The organism is Mycobacterium sp. 1245852.3 (genome assembly GCF_001669335.1).
Lineage (GTDB): Bacteria > Actinomycetota > Actinomycetes > Mycobacteriales > Mycobacteriaceae > Mycobacterium > Mycobacterium europaeum_A.
On record NZ_LZLL01000474.1, the window covers coordinates 1 to 19365 of the forward strand.

At 67.2% G+C, this 19365-nt stretch carries 20 protein-coding genes; 11 read left to right on the forward strand and 9 right to left on the reverse strand.

What is annotated here, in order from left to right; translation table 11 throughout:
* Nucleotides 1–400, forward strand: a 400-nt coding sequence (locus tag A9W96_RS20985; RefSeq protein ID WP_156765344.1) for a cytochrome P450, incomplete at its 5' end; no start/stop codon positions are given.
* 19 nt (nucleotides 401–419) lie between these two features.
* Here A9W96_RS20985 and A9W96_RS20990 read toward each other — a convergent pair.
* Entirely contained in the window at nucleotides 420–611 is a 192-nt protein-coding gene (locus tag A9W96_RS20990) for a ferredoxin (RefSeq protein ID WP_066866641.1), read from the reverse strand.
* Nucleotides 612–628: 17 nt separating this feature from the next.
* A complete protein-coding gene (locus tag A9W96_RS20995; protein ID WP_067142727.1) occupies nucleotides 629–3016 on the reverse strand; it encodes a CoA transferase in 2388 nt (795 codons plus the stop codon).
* A 100-nt stretch (nucleotides 3017–3116) separates the two neighbouring features.
* On the opposite strand from A9W96_RS20995, the gene A9W96_RS21000 reads away from it, so the two are divergent.
* Nucleotides 3117–3938, forward strand: coding sequence for a FadR/GntR family transcriptional regulator (locus A9W96_RS21000; protein WP_066866638.1), 822 nt, complete (start codon nucleotides 3117–3119; stop codon nucleotides 3936–3938).
* Between the two features lie 18 nt (nucleotides 3939–3956).
* Nucleotides 3957–4673: an SDR family oxidoreductase gene (locus tag A9W96_RS21005; protein WP_067021726.1), complete on the forward strand. Its 717-nt coding sequence runs from the start codon at nucleotides 3957–3959 to the stop codon at nucleotides 4671–4673.
* 3 nt (nucleotides 4674–4676) lie between these two features.
* On the opposite strand, the gene A9W96_RS21010 is transcribed toward A9W96_RS21005, so the two are convergent.
* Nucleotides 4677–5537, reverse strand: a complete 861-nt coding sequence (locus A9W96_RS21010; RefSeq protein WP_067021724.1) for an LLM class flavin-dependent oxidoreductase — start codon at nucleotides 5535–5537, stop codon at nucleotides 4677–4679.
* A 75-nt stretch (nucleotides 5538–5612) separates the two neighbouring features.
* On the opposite strand from A9W96_RS21010, the gene A9W96_RS21015 reads away from it, so the two are divergent.
* The 5 genes from A9W96_RS21015 (at nucleotide 5613) to A9W96_RS21035 (ending at nucleotide 11555) form a co-directional block, all read left to right on the forward strand.
* Nucleotides 5613–6683, forward strand: a complete 1071-nt coding sequence (locus A9W96_RS21015; protein WP_066877677.1) for an acyl-CoA dehydrogenase family protein — start codon at nucleotides 5613–5615, stop codon at nucleotides 6681–6683.
* 106 nt (nucleotides 6684–6789) lie between these two features.
* Nucleotides 6790–7881, forward strand: a complete 1092-nt coding sequence (locus tag A9W96_RS21020) for an acyl-CoA dehydrogenase family protein (protein ID WP_197497883.1) — start codon at nucleotides 6790–6792, stop codon at nucleotides 7879–7881.
* The gene (locus A9W96_RS21025) at nucleotides 7878–9035 is read left to right on the forward strand and encodes an acyl-CoA dehydrogenase family protein (protein WP_197497882.1); all 1158 of its coding nucleotides are present in this window, start codon (nucleotides 7878–7880) and stop codon (nucleotides 9033–9035) included. Before A9W96_RS21020 ends, A9W96_RS21025 begins: the two co-directional genes overlap by 4 nt.
* On the forward strand, nucleotides 9032–9967 hold the full coding sequence (locus A9W96_RS21030; RefSeq protein WP_067021720.1) for an acyl-CoA dehydrogenase family protein: 936 nt from the start codon (nucleotides 9032–9034) through the stop codon (nucleotides 9965–9967). Before A9W96_RS21025 ends, A9W96_RS21030 begins: the two co-directional genes overlap by 4 nt.
* Nucleotides 9968–10049: 82 nt before the next feature.
* Nucleotides 10050–11555, forward strand: a complete 1506-nt coding sequence (locus A9W96_RS21035) for a class I adenylate-forming enzyme family protein (RefSeq protein WP_067142730.1) — start codon at nucleotides 10050–10052, stop codon at nucleotides 11553–11555.
* On the opposite strand, the gene A9W96_RS21040 is transcribed toward A9W96_RS21035, so the two are convergent.
* From A9W96_RS21040 to A9W96_RS21050, 3 genes are read right to left on the reverse strand one after another with little or no spacing between them, the layout of a single operon-like run.
* Nucleotides 11552–12766, reverse strand: coding sequence for an NAD(P)/FAD-dependent oxidoreductase (locus A9W96_RS21040; RefSeq protein WP_067142733.1), 1215 nt, complete (start codon nucleotides 12764–12766; stop codon nucleotides 11552–11554). The genes A9W96_RS21035 and A9W96_RS21040 overlap by 4 nt on opposite strands.
* A gap of 3 nt (nucleotides 12767–12769) precedes the next feature.
* Nucleotides 12770–12958, reverse strand: coding sequence for a ferredoxin (locus tag A9W96_RS21045; protein WP_067142736.1), 189 nt, complete (start codon nucleotides 12956–12958; stop codon nucleotides 12770–12772).
* A complete protein-coding gene (locus A9W96_RS21050) occupies nucleotides 12955–13926 on the reverse strand; it encodes a metal-dependent hydrolase (protein ID WP_067142757.1) in 972 nt (323 codons plus the stop codon). Before A9W96_RS21050 ends, A9W96_RS21045 begins: the two co-directional genes overlap by 4 nt.
* Nucleotides 13927–14236: 310 nt before the next feature.
* On the opposite strand from A9W96_RS21050, the gene A9W96_RS21055 reads away from it, so the two are divergent.
* The 3 genes from A9W96_RS21055 (at nucleotide 14237) to A9W96_RS21065 (ending at nucleotide 16980) form a co-directional block, all read left to right on the forward strand.
* On the forward strand, nucleotides 14237–15268 hold the full coding sequence (locus tag A9W96_RS21055; protein ID WP_066866618.1) for a hotdog fold thioesterase: 1032 nt from the start codon (nucleotides 14237–14239) through the stop codon (nucleotides 15266–15268).
* A gap of 77 nt (nucleotides 15269–15345) precedes the next feature.
* Nucleotides 15346–16551 (forward strand): amidohydrolase family protein, encoded by a 1206-nt coding sequence (locus A9W96_RS21060; RefSeq protein ID WP_066877667.1) that lies wholly within the window; start codon nucleotides 15346–15348, stop codon nucleotides 16549–16551.
* A gap of 63 nt (nucleotides 16552–16614) precedes the next feature.
* Entirely contained in the window at nucleotides 16615–16980 is a 366-nt protein-coding gene (locus A9W96_RS21065; protein WP_066866614.1) for a hypothetical protein, read from the forward strand.
* Here A9W96_RS21065 and A9W96_RS21070 read toward each other — a convergent pair.
* The 3 genes from A9W96_RS21070 to A9W96_RS21080 are packed head-to-tail and all read right to left on the reverse strand — an operon-like array spanning nucleotide 16931 to nucleotide 19256.
* Nucleotides 16931–17251 carry a hypothetical protein gene (locus A9W96_RS21070; RefSeq protein WP_066866611.1) on the reverse strand — a complete coding sequence of 107 codons (321 nt, stop codon included), beginning with the start codon at nucleotides 17249–17251 and terminating at the stop codon, nucleotides 16931–16933. The two genes, A9W96_RS21065 and A9W96_RS21070, sit on opposite strands and share 50 nt — an antisense overlap.
* A gap of 1 nt (nucleotide 17252) precedes the next feature.
* The gene (locus A9W96_RS21075; protein WP_067142740.1) at nucleotides 17253–18743 is read right to left on the reverse strand and encodes a molybdopterin-dependent oxidoreductase; all 1491 of its coding nucleotides are present in this window, start codon (nucleotides 18741–18743) and stop codon (nucleotides 17253–17255) included.
* A gap of 12 nt (nucleotides 18744–18755) precedes the next feature.
* The gene (locus tag A9W96_RS21080; protein ID WP_067142743.1) at nucleotides 18756–19256 is read right to left on the reverse strand and encodes an oxidoreductase; all 501 of its coding nucleotides are present in this window, start codon (nucleotides 19254–19256) and stop codon (nucleotides 18756–18758) included.
* Between the last annotated feature and the right edge of the window lie 109 nt (nucleotides 19257–19365).

Genomic DNA, 19365 nt, shown 5'->3' on the forward strand with positions numbered 1-19365 from the left:
GACCAGCGCGGTCGAGGAGGTGTTGCGCTGGGCGTCACCGGTGGCGTATTGGACGCGCACCGCGAAGGTCGACGTCGAGATGGACGGCCAGCACATCGCCAAGGGCGAACGCGTGGTGTCGACGCTGCGCTCGGCCAACCGCGACGAGGAGGTGTTCCCCTCGCCGTTCACCTTCGACATCGGCCGACAGCCCAACCCGCACGTGGCGTTCGGCGGCGGCGGACCGCACCACTGCCTGGGCGCGATGCTGGCCCGGGCCGAACTGCGCGCGGTCCTCGACGAGCTGCTGCTGCGCTGCGACGACATCGAGATCGGTCCGGCGAAGGTGGCCCATCCGAATCTAACCACCAACATGTCGATCTACGACGAGATGGCCATCTCGCTGACCGAGCGGCGCTGAATCACTTACGCGCGAAAGCTCAGTCGACCAACCGCAGCGCGGCCTTGGGACATTGATCTACCGCGGCCCGCACATCGATCTCCAGACGCGGCGGCACCGGGCCGTCCGCGATCTGCACGACGTCCTCGTCGCCCAGCTCGAACACTTCCGGCGCAAGCGATTCGCAGAAGCCATTGGCCTCGCACAAGTTCTCATCGACCGTAACGCGCATCAGCTGCCCTCCACTTCTCATAGGCCCTTGGGTCGGGTCCCGATCACCCCGCCGGTCGCCAGGCGGGTCAGCTCTTCGTCGGTCAGCCCGCACCTTTCGCGCAGGACCTCCTCATTGTGCTCGCCCAGCTTCGGCGGCGGCCGCAGCAGCCACCGCTGCTGGCCGGCGAGCCGAGCGAACGGCGGGCAGGGGTAGAGCCCCAGCCCGGTGCTCGAATGATGCAATGCCTCGAAAAAGCCGCGCTCGCGCAGTTGCGGGTTGTCGGTGACCAGCGACGGCGACACCACCGGCGCGGCGGGAATTCCCGCGCCCGCCAACAGCTCCACCGCCGCATCGCGTGGCCGCCCGATGAACCAGTCCGCCAGCCGGGCATCGATGTCGTCGGCTCGACGGTGCCGCCCGGCGATCGTGGACAGCTCCTCGTCGTCGCACCACACCGGTCGGTCCATCAACGCCACCAGCGCCCGCCACTGCGCGTCGTCGCGAACGGTGATCGCGATCCAGTCGTCGGGTCCGGCGCACCGGTAGATGTTCTGGATCGCCGTGCCATGACCGCGGTTGCCGCGACGGCTCAACGTCACCCCGAACACTTCGGACTCGATCGCCTGAATCGCGGTGGCGTTGAGCACGGTTTCCAGCATCGGCAGCTCGACCAGCTGGCCGGTCTGAGTGCGTTCGGCGAAGCTCAGCGCGGCCAGCACGGCGAACGCGGCGTGCACACCGGCCAGCGGATCGCAGGCCCCGCGCGGTGTCACCGGGGGCGCGTCGGGCAGGCCGGTCACCCAGGCCAGGCCGGCGATCTGTTCCATGGTGGGCGCGAACCCGACGCGTTCGCGCCACGGCCCCTCGACGCCGAACGCCGGCATCCGGGCGAACACCAGTTTCGGGTTGACCTTGCGCAGCACGTCGTCGGTCAGCCCGAATTGCTCCATCACCCGCGGCGAGAAGTTCTCGATCACCACGTCGGCGCCGGCGACCAGCTCGGTGAACAGACCGCGGCCCCGCTCGGACCCCAAATCCAGTGTGACCGAACGCTTGTTGGTGTTCATCGCGTGGAACACCCAGCCGTACTCCCACCAGTCGTCCACGTCGGTGCGCATCCCGCCCGAATACCGGATGCCGTCGGGACGCTGGATCGACTCGATCTTGACGACGTCGGCGCCGAAGGCGGCCAGCAGGTGGGTTGCGGCGGGCCCGGCCCAGAAGGCGGTCAGGTCGACGACACGGACACCGGCCAGCGGCAGCCCGTCGGGCTCCGGCTCCGCTTCGAATTCCGAACGGCGCCAAGGGGACTCGTTATCCGCTTCGCCGACGAGGGGCGTATCACCCACGGGTCTGGGTGCGCAGGCCGCCATCAGCCAGGGCGGCCGCGGCTGATCGAACCCGGCGGGGTTGGCGACGAAGACTTCGCGCTCGCGCACGTACTCCAACTCCCGGATGGTGGCACCGTTGCCCAGCGCCGCGATCGGCAGCCGGAACAGCTGTCCGAGTTCGACGATCTCCGCGACGGTCCGTTCGGCCAGCCAGGGACGGATCTGTTCGCGGATCAGGTCGCGGTATTGCCACCGGCCGATCTGAAACCGCAGCTGTTCGATCTCCTCCAGCTGCGGACATTCCACCATCGCGGCGAAATCGAGCCACTGTTGACCGGTGACCATGGTGATCCCGACGTAGCCGTCCTTGGCGGGTTCGATCGAGGGGACCTCGGTGGTGCGCCCGATCGGCGGGACGCACAGCAGCTGGGAATGCAGCCATTCGCTGCTCTGCATCGTGGTCAGCGCTTCCAGCATGGACAGGTCCAGGTGCTCGCCGGGACCGCCGCGCTCGACGCGGCGCCGGACGGCCAGGGTGCCGAAGGCGGCGAACACGCCGCCCATGTACTCGCCGAGATCGCCGCCGATGGCGATCGGCGGACCGGCGGGGTCGCCGCGGAAGCCGGGCGAGCCGGCCCACGCCTGCAAGGTGAACTCGGTGGCGGCCCGGTCCGCGTAAGGTCCGGTCCAGCCGAAGTCGGAGATGGTGACGATGATCGCCCGCGGCGAGTGTTCCAGCAGTCGTTCCGGGTCGATGCCCAGCGCCGCGGCGCGCGCCCGGCCGGCGGTGACGACGATCACGTCGGCGCCGGCCAGTTCGTCGCGGTAGCGCTGTGAGTCCGGAGCGAACGTCATGCTGCGCTTGCCCGCGTTGAGGTAGCTGAAGAACGGGGCGGCGCGCCCCTGGGCAAGCGGGGACCCGCTGGCGGTGTAGCTCCGCAACGAATCCCCTTGCGGCGGCTCGATTTTGCGCACCTGCGCGCCGGCGTCGAGCAGCAGCTTCCCGCAGTAGCTGCCCGCTATCCGGTCACTGATCTCGACGACACGCAAATCGTGTAGCGGTGTCGGCCGGCTGTCGGCCCGCTCGCTCAATTACACCCGCCCTTCCGATCGGCATGCGACCAGAGAAGCTATTTATATCATTACTGTTAAAATAGCTAAGCCAGCGAGTTGCTTGTGTTTTGAGGATCGGATGACCGCCTTGGGAATTGGCCCCGACGCCCGGCGCCGGCTGTCGGCGCCGCGGATCGCCGAAATCGTAGCCGACGAGTTGCGCCGTCAGATCATCGACGGTGAACTCGCGGACGGTGATCTCTTGCCACGTCAAGAGGTGCTCGTCGAACAATTCAATGTGAGCTTGGTGTCGCTGCGCGAAGCCCTGCGAATTCTGGAGACCGAGGGGCTGGTTTCGGTGCGGCGGGGCAACCGTGGCGGCGCCGTCGTGCACGCCCCGGCCAAGACCAGCGCCGCCTACATGCTCGGGTTGTTGTTGCAGAGCGAGTCCGTGGAGCTCGCCGACCTCGGCATGGCCCTGCAGGAACTCGAGCCCGCCTGCGCCGCCCTGGCCGCTCGCCGGCCGGACCGGGCGAGCACCTTGGTACCCGAACTCACCCGGATCAACGAGTCGATGGCCGAAAACCTGGACGATGGAAGGCTTTTCACCGAAATCGGGCGCGAGTTCCATGACCACGTCGTGCGCGGTTGCGGCAATCACACGATCATCGCGGTCGTCGGCAGCCTCGAGACACTGTGGAGCAGCCACGAACGACAGTGGGCCGACGAGAGCGCGTCCCGCGGCACCTACCCGTCGCTCACTCAGCGCCGCGCGGTGCTCAACACCCACGTCAAGCTCACCGAGACGATCGCCGAGGGCAACGTCGATCGGGCTCGCCGCATCGCGGGCCGGCACCTGGCCGACACGCAGACCTACGTCCTGTCCGGTCAGCACGACCAGCGCATCTACGCGCTCTCCCCGCAGGCGTTGTCGCGGCCGCGAGACATTCGGCACTCCTGAAGGGCGGCCTGCACGGTCATGCGAACCGCATTGGTCACCGGCGGTAGCGGCGGGATCGGAAAGGGCTGTGCCCGCAAGCTGGTTGAGCGCGGTTACGACGTGGTCCTCTCGGCGCGCCGCGAGGCCCCGCTGCGGGCCGCCGCCGAGGAGATCGGTGCCCGCCACATCGTCGCCGACGCGTCCGACCCGAGCAACTTTTCCGCTGCCTTAAGCACATTGGCGGCGATCGATCTCGTCGTTCACGCCGCCGGCGCGCTCGGGGGTACCTACGCACGCAAGCAGACCTTCGAGCAGTGGCAGGCCATCATGTCGGCCAACCTGGATTCGTGCTTCGTGGTGACCTCGGCGGTCCTGCCGAAGATGTCGGCGGGCTCGCGGCTGGTGTTCATCTCGTCGTCGGCCGCACACGAGCCGATGCCGGCCCGCACCGCCTACTCCGCGTCGAAGGCCGGGATGAACGCGTTCGCGCGAGCCCTGGCGCTCGAGGTCGACCGCGACGGCATCAGCGTGCATATCGTCACGCCGGGCCCGGTGGCCACCGAGATGCTGCAGGACGTCCCCTTCGAGATGTATGCGATTCAGGTCGCGGACGTCGCCGAGGCGGTCGCCTGGCTGGACACCGTCGACCCGTCGGTCGATCTGCCGGAGATCCGGCTGTCGGCCGTGGAGCGCGGCCCGTTCGCGCGACCGCCGGTCGTGCCGGCCGAAGCCCGGCGCCGCGCGAAACGCGGCTGAGGCCTACGGCGCCGGAAAGGCTTTGATCACCGATTCGCCGAACTCGTGCAAGGACTCCGGGGCGGCGAAGTCGGCGAACCATACGTAGAACCGCTCTACCCGCTGGGCGGCCAAACCAGTGAAGTGTCCGATCAGCTCGTCGGCGTCGCCGCAGACCAGCCCCGATCCGAGGTTGCCGAATCGCCGGATGCTGACCTCGCGTACGCTATCGGGATCACCACCGGACCGCACGAAGCCGATCATCTGCTGAATCGACATCCGGGCCGTCCCCGCGGCCCCGGCGAGCTTCGGCAGCCGGTCGAGCTGGTGCGCCGGTAGATTCCACCAATCCGCGTGCTCGCGAACGAGTTCCATCATCATGGGTCCACTCCCACCCAGGACCAGCGGTATCGGGTGAGATCTCGGCGGCGCTTGCGGGGCCGGGCCGTTTCGCTCGTCGCCGTCGCCCCAGTACTGCTTGAGCAATCTCAGATGCCGGCCGAGTTGCTCGACCCTCGCCCGCGGATCCTGTTGGCCGACATCAAATCTGGTGAACTCCGACGGCCATGATCCCGCGCCGAGGCCCAGCTCGAACCTGCCCTCCGACGCCTCGGACAACGTGACGGCCTGTTTGGCGAGCACGGCAGGGTGCCGAAACGCGTCGCACAGCACCAGATGCCCGATCCGCAAGCGCTCGGTCTTGGCCGCCACCCAGCTGGCAATGCCCATTGCCTCCCAGATGCTTTCGTCGGGCAGCCCGGGCGCCTCCAGGTGATCGATGAAGGCGATTCCATCGAAACCGCTGGCCTCGGCCTGATGTGCCCGGTCCGCAATGTCGGCCGCCGACAATCTCACCTGGGGCAGGAACAGATACCACTCGGCCACGCGCCACCTCTACGTCGGATCCGTGCGATTGCGACGGCACGGCTAGTTTATTATCTTTACTATGTTAGAGGTCTTATGGATGTCGGGCTGAACTCGGAGCAGCTGACGCTGCGCGACACCGTACGCGACATATTACGTACGGAGTGTCCACCCGATGCCGCGCGTCAAGCGATCACCGACCCCGAGCGCTGGCGCACGCTGTGGAAGACGGTCGTCGACCTCGGCTGGACCGAGCTGGCCGCCCCGGGCGTCGGTGACTACGGACCGGTCGAGCTGGCCCTGGTTCTCGAGGAATGCGGTGCGGCGCTGGCCCCAATTCCGTTGTTGGGCAGCGTAGGTCTGGCCGCGGGCCTGCTGCGCAACACCGGGCTTGACGCGGTGCTGACCGACATCGCCGGCGGTGTCGTGGCCACGCTGGCGGTTCACGCCCAGGGATCCCGACTGCCCGGGGCGCCCATGACACTGCGCCAAGGACGCCTGCGCGGCACGGCGATTGCCGTCCCCAACCTGTCGCGCGCCGAGCTCGTCGTCACGCTGGCCCGCTGCGACGACGGTGACACCGTGGCGGCGGTCGCGCGCTGCGGCGACGGCGTCACCGCGGTGCCGGCGGCCGAATCCACCGATCCCGCTCACCCGTTGGCCGGCGTCGAGATCGACGCCGAGCCCGTCGCGGTGGCGCCCGCCGACCTCGATTCGGCATTGACGGCGCCCTGGGTGGCCGCGGCCGCCGACCTGCTGGGCGTGGCGAGCGCCGCGCTGCACCGCTCGGTCGAGTACGCGAAGTCACGGCGCCAGTTCGGCCAGCCGATTGGTGCGTTCCAGGGCATCAAACACGCACTGGCGGACAACTACGTCAGCATCGAACGCGCCCGCAGCCTGACCTACGCCGCGGCGGCGCGCCTTGCCGACCCGGACACGCCCTCGACCGACATGTGGACCGCCGCGGCGTTGGCCAAGGCGGCGGCCAACGATGCGGCGGCCAGTTGCACGCGCACGGCCGTTCAGGTGCACGGCGCCCTGGGGCAGACCTGGGAGCACGACGCCCACCTCTACGTCAGGCGCGCCTGGCAGGGCGCCGCCCTGCTGGGCGACAGCCGCGCCCTGTATTACGAGGTGGGCCGCCGATTCTGTGGGGGTGCCGCGTGAGTCGCACCGGCGACGATGCAGCGGGGGCACGCCCCCACAAGTGGGAGGTACCCCCGCCCGCTTGCGGGGGACGCCGCGACGAGGAGGAGCGGTGCCGGTGAGTGTCGTGGTGGACGAATTCGGCGCGTGGCTGGCGGAGTTTCTGCCCGACGACTACTACGCGAACTATCGGCAATACCGCTGGGATCTGAGTTTGCGGCGCGATTACCAGCGGGCCTCATTCGAGGCCGGGTGGTTGCAGCCGACCTGGCCCCGCGAGCACGGCGGCCGATCGCTGGGCCTGCGCGACGCCATGGAGGTCCGAATCGAGGCGGCACTGCGGTCGGCACCCAAGCTCCCCAACATCGCGGGGCCCGGCGTCGCCGCGCCGGGCATCCGGCAATTCGGCACACCCGCCCAGATCGAGCGTCTGCTCGTCCCGCTGCTGCGGGGCGACGAGTGGTGGGCGCTGGGCATGTCCGAGCCCGAAGCGGGGTCGGATTTCGCCGGCCTGCGCACCCGCGCGGTGCGCGAGGGCGACGTGTTCCGGGTCAACGGCCACAAGATCTGGACCACCCAGGCGCACCTGTCGCGGTGGTGCACCCTCTACGCCCGCACCGATCCGGACGCGCCGAAACACCGTGGCATCTCGTGCCTCATCCTCGACCTGCAGTCGCCCGGGGTCAGGATCGAACCCATCCGGATGTCGTCGATCTCCGATGAGACGTTCTGCGAGGTCTTCCTCGACGACGTCGCAGTGCCGGCGGAGAACCTGTTGGGACCGCTCAACGGCGGCTGGCACGTCGCCATGTCGTCGCTGCACCACGAACGCCAGATGATCTGGATCATGAACTGGGTTGAGATCAAACGCGGGCTCGACTCGGTGCGCGACGCCGCGGACTCGAGCCACGACGCCTACGCCGAACTCGGTGCACTGCTGGCAGACGCCGAAGCATTGCGGGCCACCGGTTACCGCGCCCTGGGCAACGAACTGGCGGGCCGGCCCAGCCCGGAAGCCGACACCATGAAACTGCTCGGATCGCTGACCTTACAGCGGGTTTGGGAACTCAGTGCGGCCGCGGCGGGCCCGGAATCGGCCACCGACCCGGATCTGCTGTTCGAACGCCAGGACGCGCTGGCCGCGACCATTTACGGCGGGACGTCGGAGGTCCAGCGCAACATCATCGCCGAGCGCCTGCTCGGGCTGCCGAAGGGATGACGACAATGGATTACGACCTCGGCGACGACGCCGGGCAACTGCGCAGCCACCTGCGCGAGCTGGTTGCCAACCACATCCCCGCCGACTTTCTGGGCGCCTGCACCGAAAACCCGCAGGACCTCGCCACCACCGAGACGTTCTGCAAGCTGCTGGCCACCGAGGGGCTGCTGGCGTTGGCGTGGCCGAAAGAGCATGGCGGCGGTGGTGGTTCGGTCTGGCAGCAGACGGTCCTGCGCGAGGAGATGTGGGCGCAGCACGAGCCGCGCGGTCCGCAGTACATGGGGATCAACTGGGTCGGGCCCGCGCTCATGCGGTACGGGACGGCCGAACAAAAGGCCAAGCACCTGGCGGCCATCGCCTCCGGGGACGTGATCTGGTGCCAGGGCTTTTCCGAGCCGGAGGCCGGCACCGACCTGGTGTCGTTGCGCACCCGCGCCGTTGCCGACGGCGACGGGTGGCGCATCACCGGCCAGAAGGTGTGGACGTCGTACGCGCTGATGGCGTCCTGGTGCGTGCTGGCGGCCTGCACCGATCCCGAAGCCCCAAAGCACAAGCGGCTCACCCTTTTTCTCATTCCGATGGACCGGGCCGGATTCACGGTCCGGCCGATCCCGTCGATGCTGGGACCGCACCACCTCAACGAGATGTTCCTGGACGACGTGCAGGCGTATCCCGGCGACGTGCTCGGCGAGGTCGGCGACGGCTGGCGGGTGATGCGCGAAGCCCTGGCGTTCGAGCGGGTGGGCATCGCGCGCTACGCGCGCTGCGAATCGCTGCTCGAACGGATGCGCGCCCAACTCGGCGACGACTGGGACCAGCTTCCCGAAACGATCCGCACCCGCTGGGTGCGCGCCCTCGTCGACCTGCGGGTCGCCCGGTTGCTGGCCTATCGCGCCGTGTCACTGCAGGACGATCCGGCGGCCGGGGCGGCCGCCAGCGCCGCACGCATCATCACCACCACGTGCGATCAGCTCGTCGCCGAGCTGCTGTTCGACGTGCTGGGCCCCACGGCGCTGGACAGCGGAACCTCCGCGGCGCTGCACGGAGCGATCGAAGACCATTGGCGTTACGCGCAGGCGGCCACGGTGGCATCGGGCACCATCGAGGTCCAACGCATGCTGGTGGCACGAGACGTATTGGGAGAACACAGGTGAAAACCGATCTGCCGCAAGACATCAGCGATTTCGCGGCCGTCGCGGGTAAGCGTTTGACCCGATTGGGCGGACCGCCGGCCGCGCTGCGCGCCGAGACCGACGACACCATCCGGAATGCGGCGCGCACCGCGCTCAACGACGTCGGTGCCTTCGAGCTCGACGTGCGCTCGGAGCCGGACGACCTGCTGGCCGCGGCGGTGCTGTGTCAGGCCGCCGGCGCCACCGTGCTCCCCTATCCGTTGGTGGAGGAGCTGCTGGCGATCGACGGCGCACGCCTGACCCTGGTCAATCCGAAAGCCCCGCGCATCGACCACGGCGATCTGGCCGGTGAGTGGGTCGCCGCGGACCTGGACGGCAATCGCTACCGGCCCCAGCCGGGGTCGCGGACCGGCGCCAAGCTGGGGCCGTTCCTGGTTCCGGCCACCTTGAGCGCACCCGATGCAAGCGTGCCCGCCGGTGACGTTAACCTTCATCTCGTGCTGGGATCATGGCGGATTCTGGGAGCGGTGCAGCAATCGCTGCGGGTGGTCACCGAGCACGTGCGCGCCCGGATCCAGTTCGGCAAGCCGCTCGCCGACTTCCAGGCCGTCAGGTTCGCCGTCGCCGATGCCGCCGTTGCGGTCCGCGGACTGCACGAACTCGCGAAGTTCACCATCTGCCGGCCGGAATCGCTTGCTGCACAGATCCATTCGGCCGACGCCCTGATTCTTCGGCTCAAGGCCGCAGACACGGCACGACAGGTGATGCGCACGTCGCACCAGTTGCTCGGCGCCCTGGGTTTCTGCGACGAGTCCGACGTCAGCGTCCTCGACCGGCACACCCAGCCGCTGATCCGGTTGCCGCTGGGCACCGAGGAACTGGCCTTGCGCCTGGTCCCCTGCGTCTCGGACGGGTCCTTCGAGACGCTGTTCAGTGAGCCGGTATCGGCATGACCCGCGCCGGTGACGATGCAGCGGCGGCACGCCCCCACATGTGGGAGGTACCCCCGCCCGCTTGCGGAGGAGAGCGGCGCAGATGAGCCAATCCCCAGCCGCCGCGGTGACGCCCAATCCGTTCGCTGAGGGCATCCCGTTCGGGGTAAAACTGCGGCAGCTGGCCGAAGAACGGCGCGACGATTTGGCCGTGACGATCGTCGCGCTCGACGGCAGCGCGGCCTCGCTGACCTTCGGTGAACTCGATGCCCGCGCCAACCAGTGGGGCCGTGCGCTGGCCGGCCGCGGGGCGCAAACGGGTTCACTTGTAGCACTGGCCATTCCGAACTCCCAGCATCTGGTGCTGGCGACGCTGGGATGCTGGAAGATCGGCGCGGTGCCCGTCCCCATGCACTGGGATCTTCCCGAGTGGGAACGCGACCGGGTGCGCGACGTCATCAACCCCGTCGTGGTCGTCGACGAACAGAGCCGCTGGGAACTCGACGCAAGCGCGGCCGGCGAACCCGATGGCGCCTTGCCGGTCGCCGTCTCCCCCACCGCCAACGGGATCTGCAGCAGCGGGTCTACCGGCGTGCCCAAGGTGATCCTCAACCTGGCGCCCTCGCTGTGGATCCCGCAACAGGGCGAACCGTTCCTGTCGAACTGGACACCGGTGGCCCAGCCGCAGACCATCATGGTGCCCGCGCCGATGTATCACACCAACGGCTTCGCCACCTTCCTGATGATGCTGGGTGGCGACCATCTGGTGATACTCGAAAAGTTCGTTGCGGCACTGGTTCTCGATGTCATCGAGCGGTTCCGGATCACCAACTTCACCGCCACGCCCACCATGCTGGCGCGCATCGCGGCCCGACCCGACGTGCGGCAGCGAGACCTGTCCAGCATCGTGTTCATCCTGCAGGGCGCCGCGGTGATGCCGCCGTCGCTGTTGCACACCTGGTTCGAACTGCTCAGTCCCGAGCAGATCGTGACGGCATACGGCATGACCGAAAACCTCGGGCTCACCGCGCTGCGCGGCGACGAATGGCTAGCCCACCCGGGCAGTGTGGGCCGCGGATTCCGGGACACCGAGATCCGGATTCTGGACGCCGACAAGCGACCGCTGGGTCCCGGCGAAGACGGTGAGGTGTACCTGCGGGCGCCGATGAGCGCCGGATACCGCTATCTGGGCGGAGCGCCGCCGCTGCCGTCGACCGAGGACGGGTTCCGCTCCGCCGGCGACATCGGCCACCTGGACGAGGACGGCTACCTCTACATCGTCGACCGCCGCGTTGACATGATCGTCAGCGGCGGCGCCAACGTCTTTCCGGCCGAAGTCGAGTCGGCGCTCGCCGGCCACCCCGGCATCGCCGATGTCGTCGTGATCGGCCTGGCCGACCCGCAATGGGGGCGCCGGGTGCACGCCGTGGTTCAGCGCGCCGACTCCGACGGGGCCGCGCCACTGACCGAACAGGAAGTGATCGAGTACGCGAAGAACCGCCTCGCCCCCTACAAAGCGCCCAAGACCGTCGAGTTCGTCGATGCGATTCCCCGGACCGCGGCGACCAAGGTCAACCGCTCGGCGATGATCGCGGCCCGGGGCGGCTAGTCCGGCGGCAACGGCGGGAATTGGGCCCGCTTCTCGATCGCTCCGCGGTAGGCATGCACGCGACCCGGGATCGTTCCCAGCACCGCGATGGTGTGGCCGTTACGGCCGTACGCGGCAACGAATTCCCACGAGTCGGGATCGCCTTCGACGAATTCCAGCGCATCGTATCCTGTTGGTACGCCGAGCATCTGGACCTTGACGTCGTATTGATCGGACCAGAAGTAGGGCAGCTCGTCGTAGGTGTCCGCGCGGTCGCGGCCGGCCAGCAGGGTCCGGGCGGCGGCCGCGCCCTGACGTCCGGCGTCGTCCCAGTGCTCGGTGCGCAGGTGGCGCTCGTAGAGCGGATGCCACCAGCGCGCGACGTCGCCGGCCGCGACGACCGGGACGCCCGCGGCGTCGCCTTGGACCGCGCCCGTGCCATCGCAGACCACTCCGTCGTCGACCCGCAGTCCCGTGCCGTCCAGCCACTCGGTCGCAGGAACCACGCCAAGGCCGATGACGACGAGATCGGCCGGCACCTGCGAACCGTCGCTGAGCCGAACCGCCTCGACCCGCCCGTTGCCGACGAATGCGTCGACACCCGCGCCGACCCGCAGGTCCACGCCATGGTCACGGTGCAATTGGGCCCAGTAGGGCGCCAACTCCTTGCCCAATGCGGCGAGCAGCGGGTTTTCGGCCTTCTCGATCAGGACCACGTCCAGGCCCAGGGATCGACAACTGGCGGCCACCTCCGCGCCGATGAAGCCGCCGCCCACCACGGCCACCCGCGGGCGCGCGCCGAGTGTTTCCCGGATCCCCAGGCAGTCCTCCACCGTGCGCAACGTCAGCACGCCGTCGGGCACCGGCCCGCCCGGCCACTCGCGCGGCACCGCGCCGCTGGCGATGACCAGTCCGTCGAATTGCACAGCAAGGTCGTGATCTTCGTCGCGAACGTGAACCGTACGCGCGGCCATGTCCAGCTTGAGCGCCGAAGCTCCGCGCAGCACGCGGGCATCGAGCTCGAACTGGGGCGCGAGGTCGACGCCGGCCCTGTGCACCTCGCCGGTGAGCAACTTCTTCGAGAGCGGAGGCCGGTGGTACGGGGCCTGGCGTTCGGCGCCCACAATGGTCAAGTCACCGTCATACCCCTCTTGTCGCAGGGTCTCCGCCGCCCGCGTCCCGGCAACGCCCGCACCGACGACGACAACCTGCCTGAGCTGATCTGTGGGCATCGGTCAGTCCTGCACCGTGATCGCCCGAGTGGGACACGACACCTCGGCCCCAATCAGCTTGTCCCGCAACGACTCCGGCGGTTGCTCCTGCAGCACGTGGAGTCCGTCCTCTCGCACGTCGAACACCTCGTGGCAGATGCTCATGCACACGCCATTTCCATCGCAGGTGTCCAGATCCACCACAACCTTCATCGGACCTCGGCCTTTCTTGCCGCACCGGTGGAACTTTCGGTGTCTCGAGAACTGTCAGGACCACCCGACTTCGCTTGCGAGCGCGCGCGCTCCTTAGCCGCTCTCGCCACCGGCGAGTAGTTCAGGTAGTCGACCGCCATCTGCGTGGACGCCTCATCGTTGGGATGATGACTGGGCCGCAGGTACCGGACGGGCGTTGTCACCATGAGCTTCCACGGGCCTGGCAACCGGTACTCGCGGGCGGCCCACAACCAGTCGCGCCAACGCCACTTTTGGTCGATCGTGGGGTCTTGGGCCATCAGGTAGCGGGCACCTGCGACCCACCAGGCGATGAATAACGGCGTAGTGAAGAACATCGAGAACGCCCTGATCCAGTAGTTGCCGCTGACATGCTGGAACACGTCGTACACCAGCGAGCGGTGCTCGACCTCCTCGGCGCCATGCCAGCGCAGCAGGTCGAGCATCATCGGGTCGGCTTTCGCATAGTCCAGGCCTCGGTTCGTCAGCACCCACTGGCCCAACATCGCGGTGTAATGCTCGAGCGCCGCCACATCGGCCAGGCGTCGATACAGCCACCACCGCTTCATCGCGGGCGTAAACCACCTGGGCGGATCACCCAACGTCAGTGACAACAACCTGCCGAGCCGGTCGGTGTACGGCTTGGTATCGATGCCCTGCTCGGCCAGATGGTCCAACACCACCTGGTGCGCCCATGCATGCCAGGACTCCTGCTGAATGAACGGCTTGATCGCCGCCTCCAGCTCGGGATCATCGACCAGCGACGACGCTTCGAGGACCGCCTTGATGAAGTGCCGCTCACCCTCGGGCAGCAAAAGATGCAACACGTTGATCATGTGCGTCGAGAACGGGTCGCCGGGCACCCAGTGCAGCGGGGTGTCCGACCAGTCGAATCGAACCATCCGTCGATACTTCGGATGTCCCTCGTGGTGAAGTTGGACCTCTGGCATCTCCGAACCCTTTCCTCCCTCGGCCAACCGCGGCGCGCCGGTCGATTTTCCAAGGAGCGGTCGACTTGCGAGTCGAACCTCGACCCCGTCGCGTTTCACCGCCCCCGTTGAGTGCCGCACTTCGCCGAGTACAGCTGTTCACTGGGCGCGTACCCGCACCGGCTGCCGGCTATTCGCTCCTGCGGTGCCAAGCACCTGAGAATTCGCTGTCGAGACCCGCCATCGTCTTCGATCAAGGGATAGGTTGCCAGGCGCGGTAACCTCATTCTCATGGCGCGAGCAGCGCGCAATGGAAGGGGACCACTCGCTCATGGCCGACCCCGGCGACGACATCGAGATCACGCGCGGCGACCGCTTCATCAAGACGGCCGTGGCGATACTGGGCGAAACGGGACGCACCGACTTCACCGTGCAGGAGGTCGTCGCACGGTCCAAGACGTCGTTGCGCGCCTTCTACCAACACTTCAGCAGCAAGGACGAGTTGCTGCTGGCTTTGTTCGACCGAACCATCGCCCAATCTGTCAAGACCTGGCGCGCGGAGACGACGGGACTGGACAGCACCTCGGCGCTGAAGCTGTTGATCGACCGACTCAGCCAGCAGCCGGAATCGAGCACCCAGGACAGCCTCAACCGCGCGTTGACGCTCTACAACCAGCACCTGGCCGAGACCCGGCCGCGCGAATACGCCCGGGTGCTCTCTCCCCTGCACGGACTGATTCGCGACATCGTCGGGCAAGGCATCACCGAGGGGGTCTTCAACCCCGGATTGGACGTCGGCGCGGCGGCCGCCATCGTCATGCAGACGATGATGGGTGCGCAGCGATTGCATTGGCTCGGTTCGGAATTGAACGGAACGCCGGTCGACGCCGGCCAGCTGTACGACTTCTGCAGCCGCGCCCTGGGCATCCGCGACACCGACGAAGAGTCGACCGCCCCGTCGCTGGCCGAGCTGTTCGGCCAGATCGGCATGCGCCCCACGACCCGCAATGGCCAATTCGCCATGACCATGCCGGTCAGCCCCGCGGTCGTCAACACCTCCGGCGCGCTGCAGGGCGGCCTGATCGCCACGCTCGTGGACGTGGCGGGCGGACAGTTCGGGCTGGACTACCTGCAGCCGGGCACCACGATGACCACCGCGGATCTATTCATCCGCTACCTGCGGCCGGTCCGGCAGGGGGCGGCCTTCGCGGTGCCCACGATGCTGCGGTCCGGACGACGGGCGATGGTGATGCAGGTCGACATCTACGGCGACGGAGACGACGAACTGCGCGCCACGGCCACCGTGAATTTCGCCGTCATCAACGGCGACACCCCGACGGGCGGGCTGCGAGCCGACGGCTGAACCGCTATACCCTGTTGCGCACAAGTGGTAACGTCGTTACCACAGGTGAGAATTGAGACTTCTGCTAGGAGATCGCCATGCCGTCCCGGGAACTGCCCTTCCCCGTCTTCGACGCGGACAACCACATGTACGAGCCGCAGGAAGCGCTGACCAAATTCCTGCCGGAAAAGCGCAAAAACGTCATCGACTACGTCCAGGTACGCGGCCGCACCAAGATCGTGGTGCGCGGGCACATCAGCGAATACATCCCGAACCCGACGTTCGAAGTGGTGGCTCGCCCGGGCGCACAGGAGGACTACTTCCGCAACGGCTCACAGGGCAAGAGCTACCGCGAAATCCTCGGCGAGCCAATGAAGGCCATCCCCGCCTTCCGCGAACCGGGTGCGCGCCTGGAGGTTATGGACGAGCTCGGCATCGACTTCGCGCTGATGTTCCCGACCCTGGCCAGCCTGGTCGAAGAGCGCATGAAGGACGACCCGGAGATGACCCACGACGTCATCCACGCGCTCAACGAGTGGATGTACGAGCAGTGGTCGTTCAACTATAAGGACCGCATCTTCGCCACCCCGGTGATCACGTTGCCGATCGTCGACCGCGCGCTCGAGGAGCTTCAGTGGTGCCTCGAGCGCGGCGCGCGCACGGTGCTGGTCCGCCCGGCGCCGGTGCCCGGTTACCGCGGCAGCCGGTCGTTCGGCCTCGAAGAGTTCGACCCGTTCTGGCAGGCCTGCGTGCGCGCCGAAATTCCCGTCTCCATGCACGCCTCGGACAGCGGTTACTCGGAGCTGCTCAACATCTGGGAACCCGGCGACGAATTCCTGCCCTTCAAGCCGACCGCCTTCCGCAGCCTGGCCATGGGTCACCGCCCCATCGAGGACGCGTTTGGCGCCCTGATCTGTCACGGCGCGCTGACCCGCAACCCCGACCTGCGCATCCTGTCCATCGAGAACGGCGCCGACTGGGTGCCCAACCTGTTCAGGGGCCTCAAGGGCGTCTACAAGAAGATGCCGCAGGCCTTCGCCGAGGACCCGATCGAGACGTTCAAGCGCTGCGTCTACGTCAGCCCGTTCTGGGAGGACCGGTTCACCGAGATCGTCAACATGGTCGGCACCGACCGGGTGGTCTTCGGATCCGACTGGCCGCACCCCGAGGGCCTCAAAGACCCGATCACCTTCGTCGACGAACTCGCCGAGTTCAGCGATGAGGACAAGGCAAAGATCATGGGCGGCAACCTGATGAAGCTCATGAAGGTCTCGGCGCCCGCCAAGAAGCCGGTCTCGGCGTAGTCGCTTAACTGACCGCTCGCCGGGCCCCGTGTAGCGGGGCCGACGTTGGGTACTCGTCGAGGCGTGGCACCGCACGATGGGACGCCGGTCAATATCGACGACGACGTCGCGTTTCTCACCGAGCAGATCGACGCGCTCAAGCGACTCGGACAGCGTGACGACGTCGACGATGAAGAGGTCTACGACCTCAACATCCGGTGGGGCACCGCCCTCGCGGGACGGCTGCCGCGCGTGGCGCACTACAGTTCGCTGGGCCAACTCGGCGAGGACGATCAGCGGCGGTTCGGTTCGCTGTGCGATCAGCTACGCGAGTTATCGCCTCTGATAGAGCGATTCGATCTGACCCGGCCGAAGCTTCCCGGATCCAACGAGGGCCAGGCTAGCGGGGGTCATGCTTGGAAGCGTCCGTGGCGCCTGGCGCGTAGGTGAGAAAGTCCTTGTCGGACAATCTGATCGCGGTCCGTGGCTTCGCGCAGTCCGGATTGCGACAGGTCAGCGCGACCAGGTAGGCGTCGGCGTCCTCATTCAGAAACAGGTAACCCAGGTAGAGGGCGTCGCCCACGGCGAAATCCGTTGCGCCGCAGGCTTCACAATGTCCGCCCTTGGCGGTGACTTGCTTCAGGACGCGATGTCGGGCCACCGAATCCAAGCTGATCAGCTCGGGACGTACCCCGACCCCCTCGGTCGCCGTGTCGGTCATCTCAGATTTCCACGTCCTTGTCGTAGTACACGCGGTCTTCGCGCCAGCCTCCGGTACCCATGCCGATGCCGGCGTAGTCCTCGACGAACTCGATCTGATTGATCCACTTGGCCATCTTGAATCCCACTTGGGTTTCCACCCGCAGACGCAACGGCGCGCCGTGCTGGATCGGCACAGGCGTGCCGTTCATTTCGTACGCCAGCAGGGTCTGCGGCTTGTCGGCGAACTCGAGGTCAAGCACCTCGTAGAATTGGCCTCCGCCGTGCGACGCCGGCTCGTCGGTGCTGTTGTCCTGCATGGTCAGGAAGCAGACGTAGCGCGCCTGGGGCAGCGGCCGCACCAAGTCCACCAGCTGACGCAGATGGACTCCGGTCCACTGGCCGATGCTGGTCCAACCTTGGACGCAATTGTGCATCACGCATTGGGTTTCCGACTCGGCGAGGGCCCGCAGCGCGCTCAGGTCCAGGGTCACCGGGTTTTCCACCAGTCCACCGACCCGCAGTCGCCAGTCCACGAAGTTGTGCACCGCCATCACCTTGTATTCCGTGCTGGTGGGCGGCTTTCCGTTGACGCGGTGCTGCTTTGAGATCTTGTGGGCCGGATAGTTCTGTCGGGAATTGAGCGGCCGCAACAGCAGACGACGAGCGGCGGTGACCACCGCCCCCAGCACCCGCTGCACCGACCGCGGGTTGCGCAGGCTCCAAATCGTGGCCGCCACATGGATGCCGATGATCGCCGCAATGATCATCAGTGAGATCGCGGTCGACCAGTAGGTGTTGCGAACGGCGCCGAAAATCATTGCCGCGGTGAGCCGGCCCCAACCCCAAAAGAAAATCATCGACAGGTGAATCGCGATGAAGACCAGGAAGGCGACCAGACCCAGGAAGTGCAAGCTGCGCGCCCATTGGCGACCGCCCCACATCTGCACGTACCACGGGAACCGCGCCTCGATCGCCGGCGACTGAGCGGCCCCGGTCAGGATCTGAAACGGCGCAAGGATGAAGACGACTCCCGCGTACGTCAGCTTCTGCATGGCGTCCAGCGGCTCGCCGGGCAGCACCGGCGGAAGGTTGAACGACAGATACGTGACGATGTCGTCCCACGCTTCGGGGAAAATCGACCATGACGCGGGCCAGTAGCGGTGCCATTGGCCGGTGGCGAACAACAGGATGTAGTACGACAGGCCCAGCAGGATCCAGCCGATCACCACGAAGAAGTGCCAGTGGCGGCCCACGCCCAGCTGCGCGCGGCCGGGCAGCGAGATGAACGGGCTGTAGTCCTCTTCTTCGTCAAGGGTGTCGTAGATCCTGTCCCGCGGCATGACCTTTCGGGTAAAGCGGGCCCACTCCGAGCCCGGCTTGCTGTCGTCGTGCCAGTACAACTTCGGGTGGGTGGCCAGGATCTCGAGACCACTGCGCAGGATCAGCGTCACGAAAAGCACGTTCAGCCAATGATCGATGCGCAGCCATACCGGATAGTCCAACGTCGTCATGCCCAGGCTCCGTCAGTCATACCACTGCTGGCTGTGCGGATAGGCCACGTTGATGCCCGACAACACGGTCGTGTGCACGGCGATGAAAGCCGCCGCGCACACCATCGCCAGCGTTCCCGGCGCGAAGTCCCATCGGGCGGTCACCGCTTCCAATCCCGGCGGGCCGATCCACCGGGTGAGGACATACACGATGAGAAAGGCCGAGCAAATCAGGCTGCCGAAATACCAACCGCCTTGGGGCACTGAGGGTTTGATCCCGATCAGCATGGCGCTCGCGGCGATTAGGCAGGCGGCCGCCAAAGCGGCGACGTACGCGGCGAAATACCCGGGCAGGTACGGCCGGCTGGCCAGCACGTAGACATGCACCGCAACCAGGCCCGTCAGCAACGCCCCGCCCAGCGCGGTCACCGCACGGGGCAGGTTGAATGCCACCCAGCCGTTCAAGGTGAGCACTGGTGACATCAGCAGGCGCCGCCAGAGCGCCGTCGCGCGTCGAGCCACGAGATCGGCCACGACAGCGAGGTACCCGCGCCAAACCGGCCGCAAACGGAGCCGTTTACGCGTCAAGGGCCGCGATCTTCGCAGACGTCAATTGCATTTGCCAACCGATTTAGCCGACACA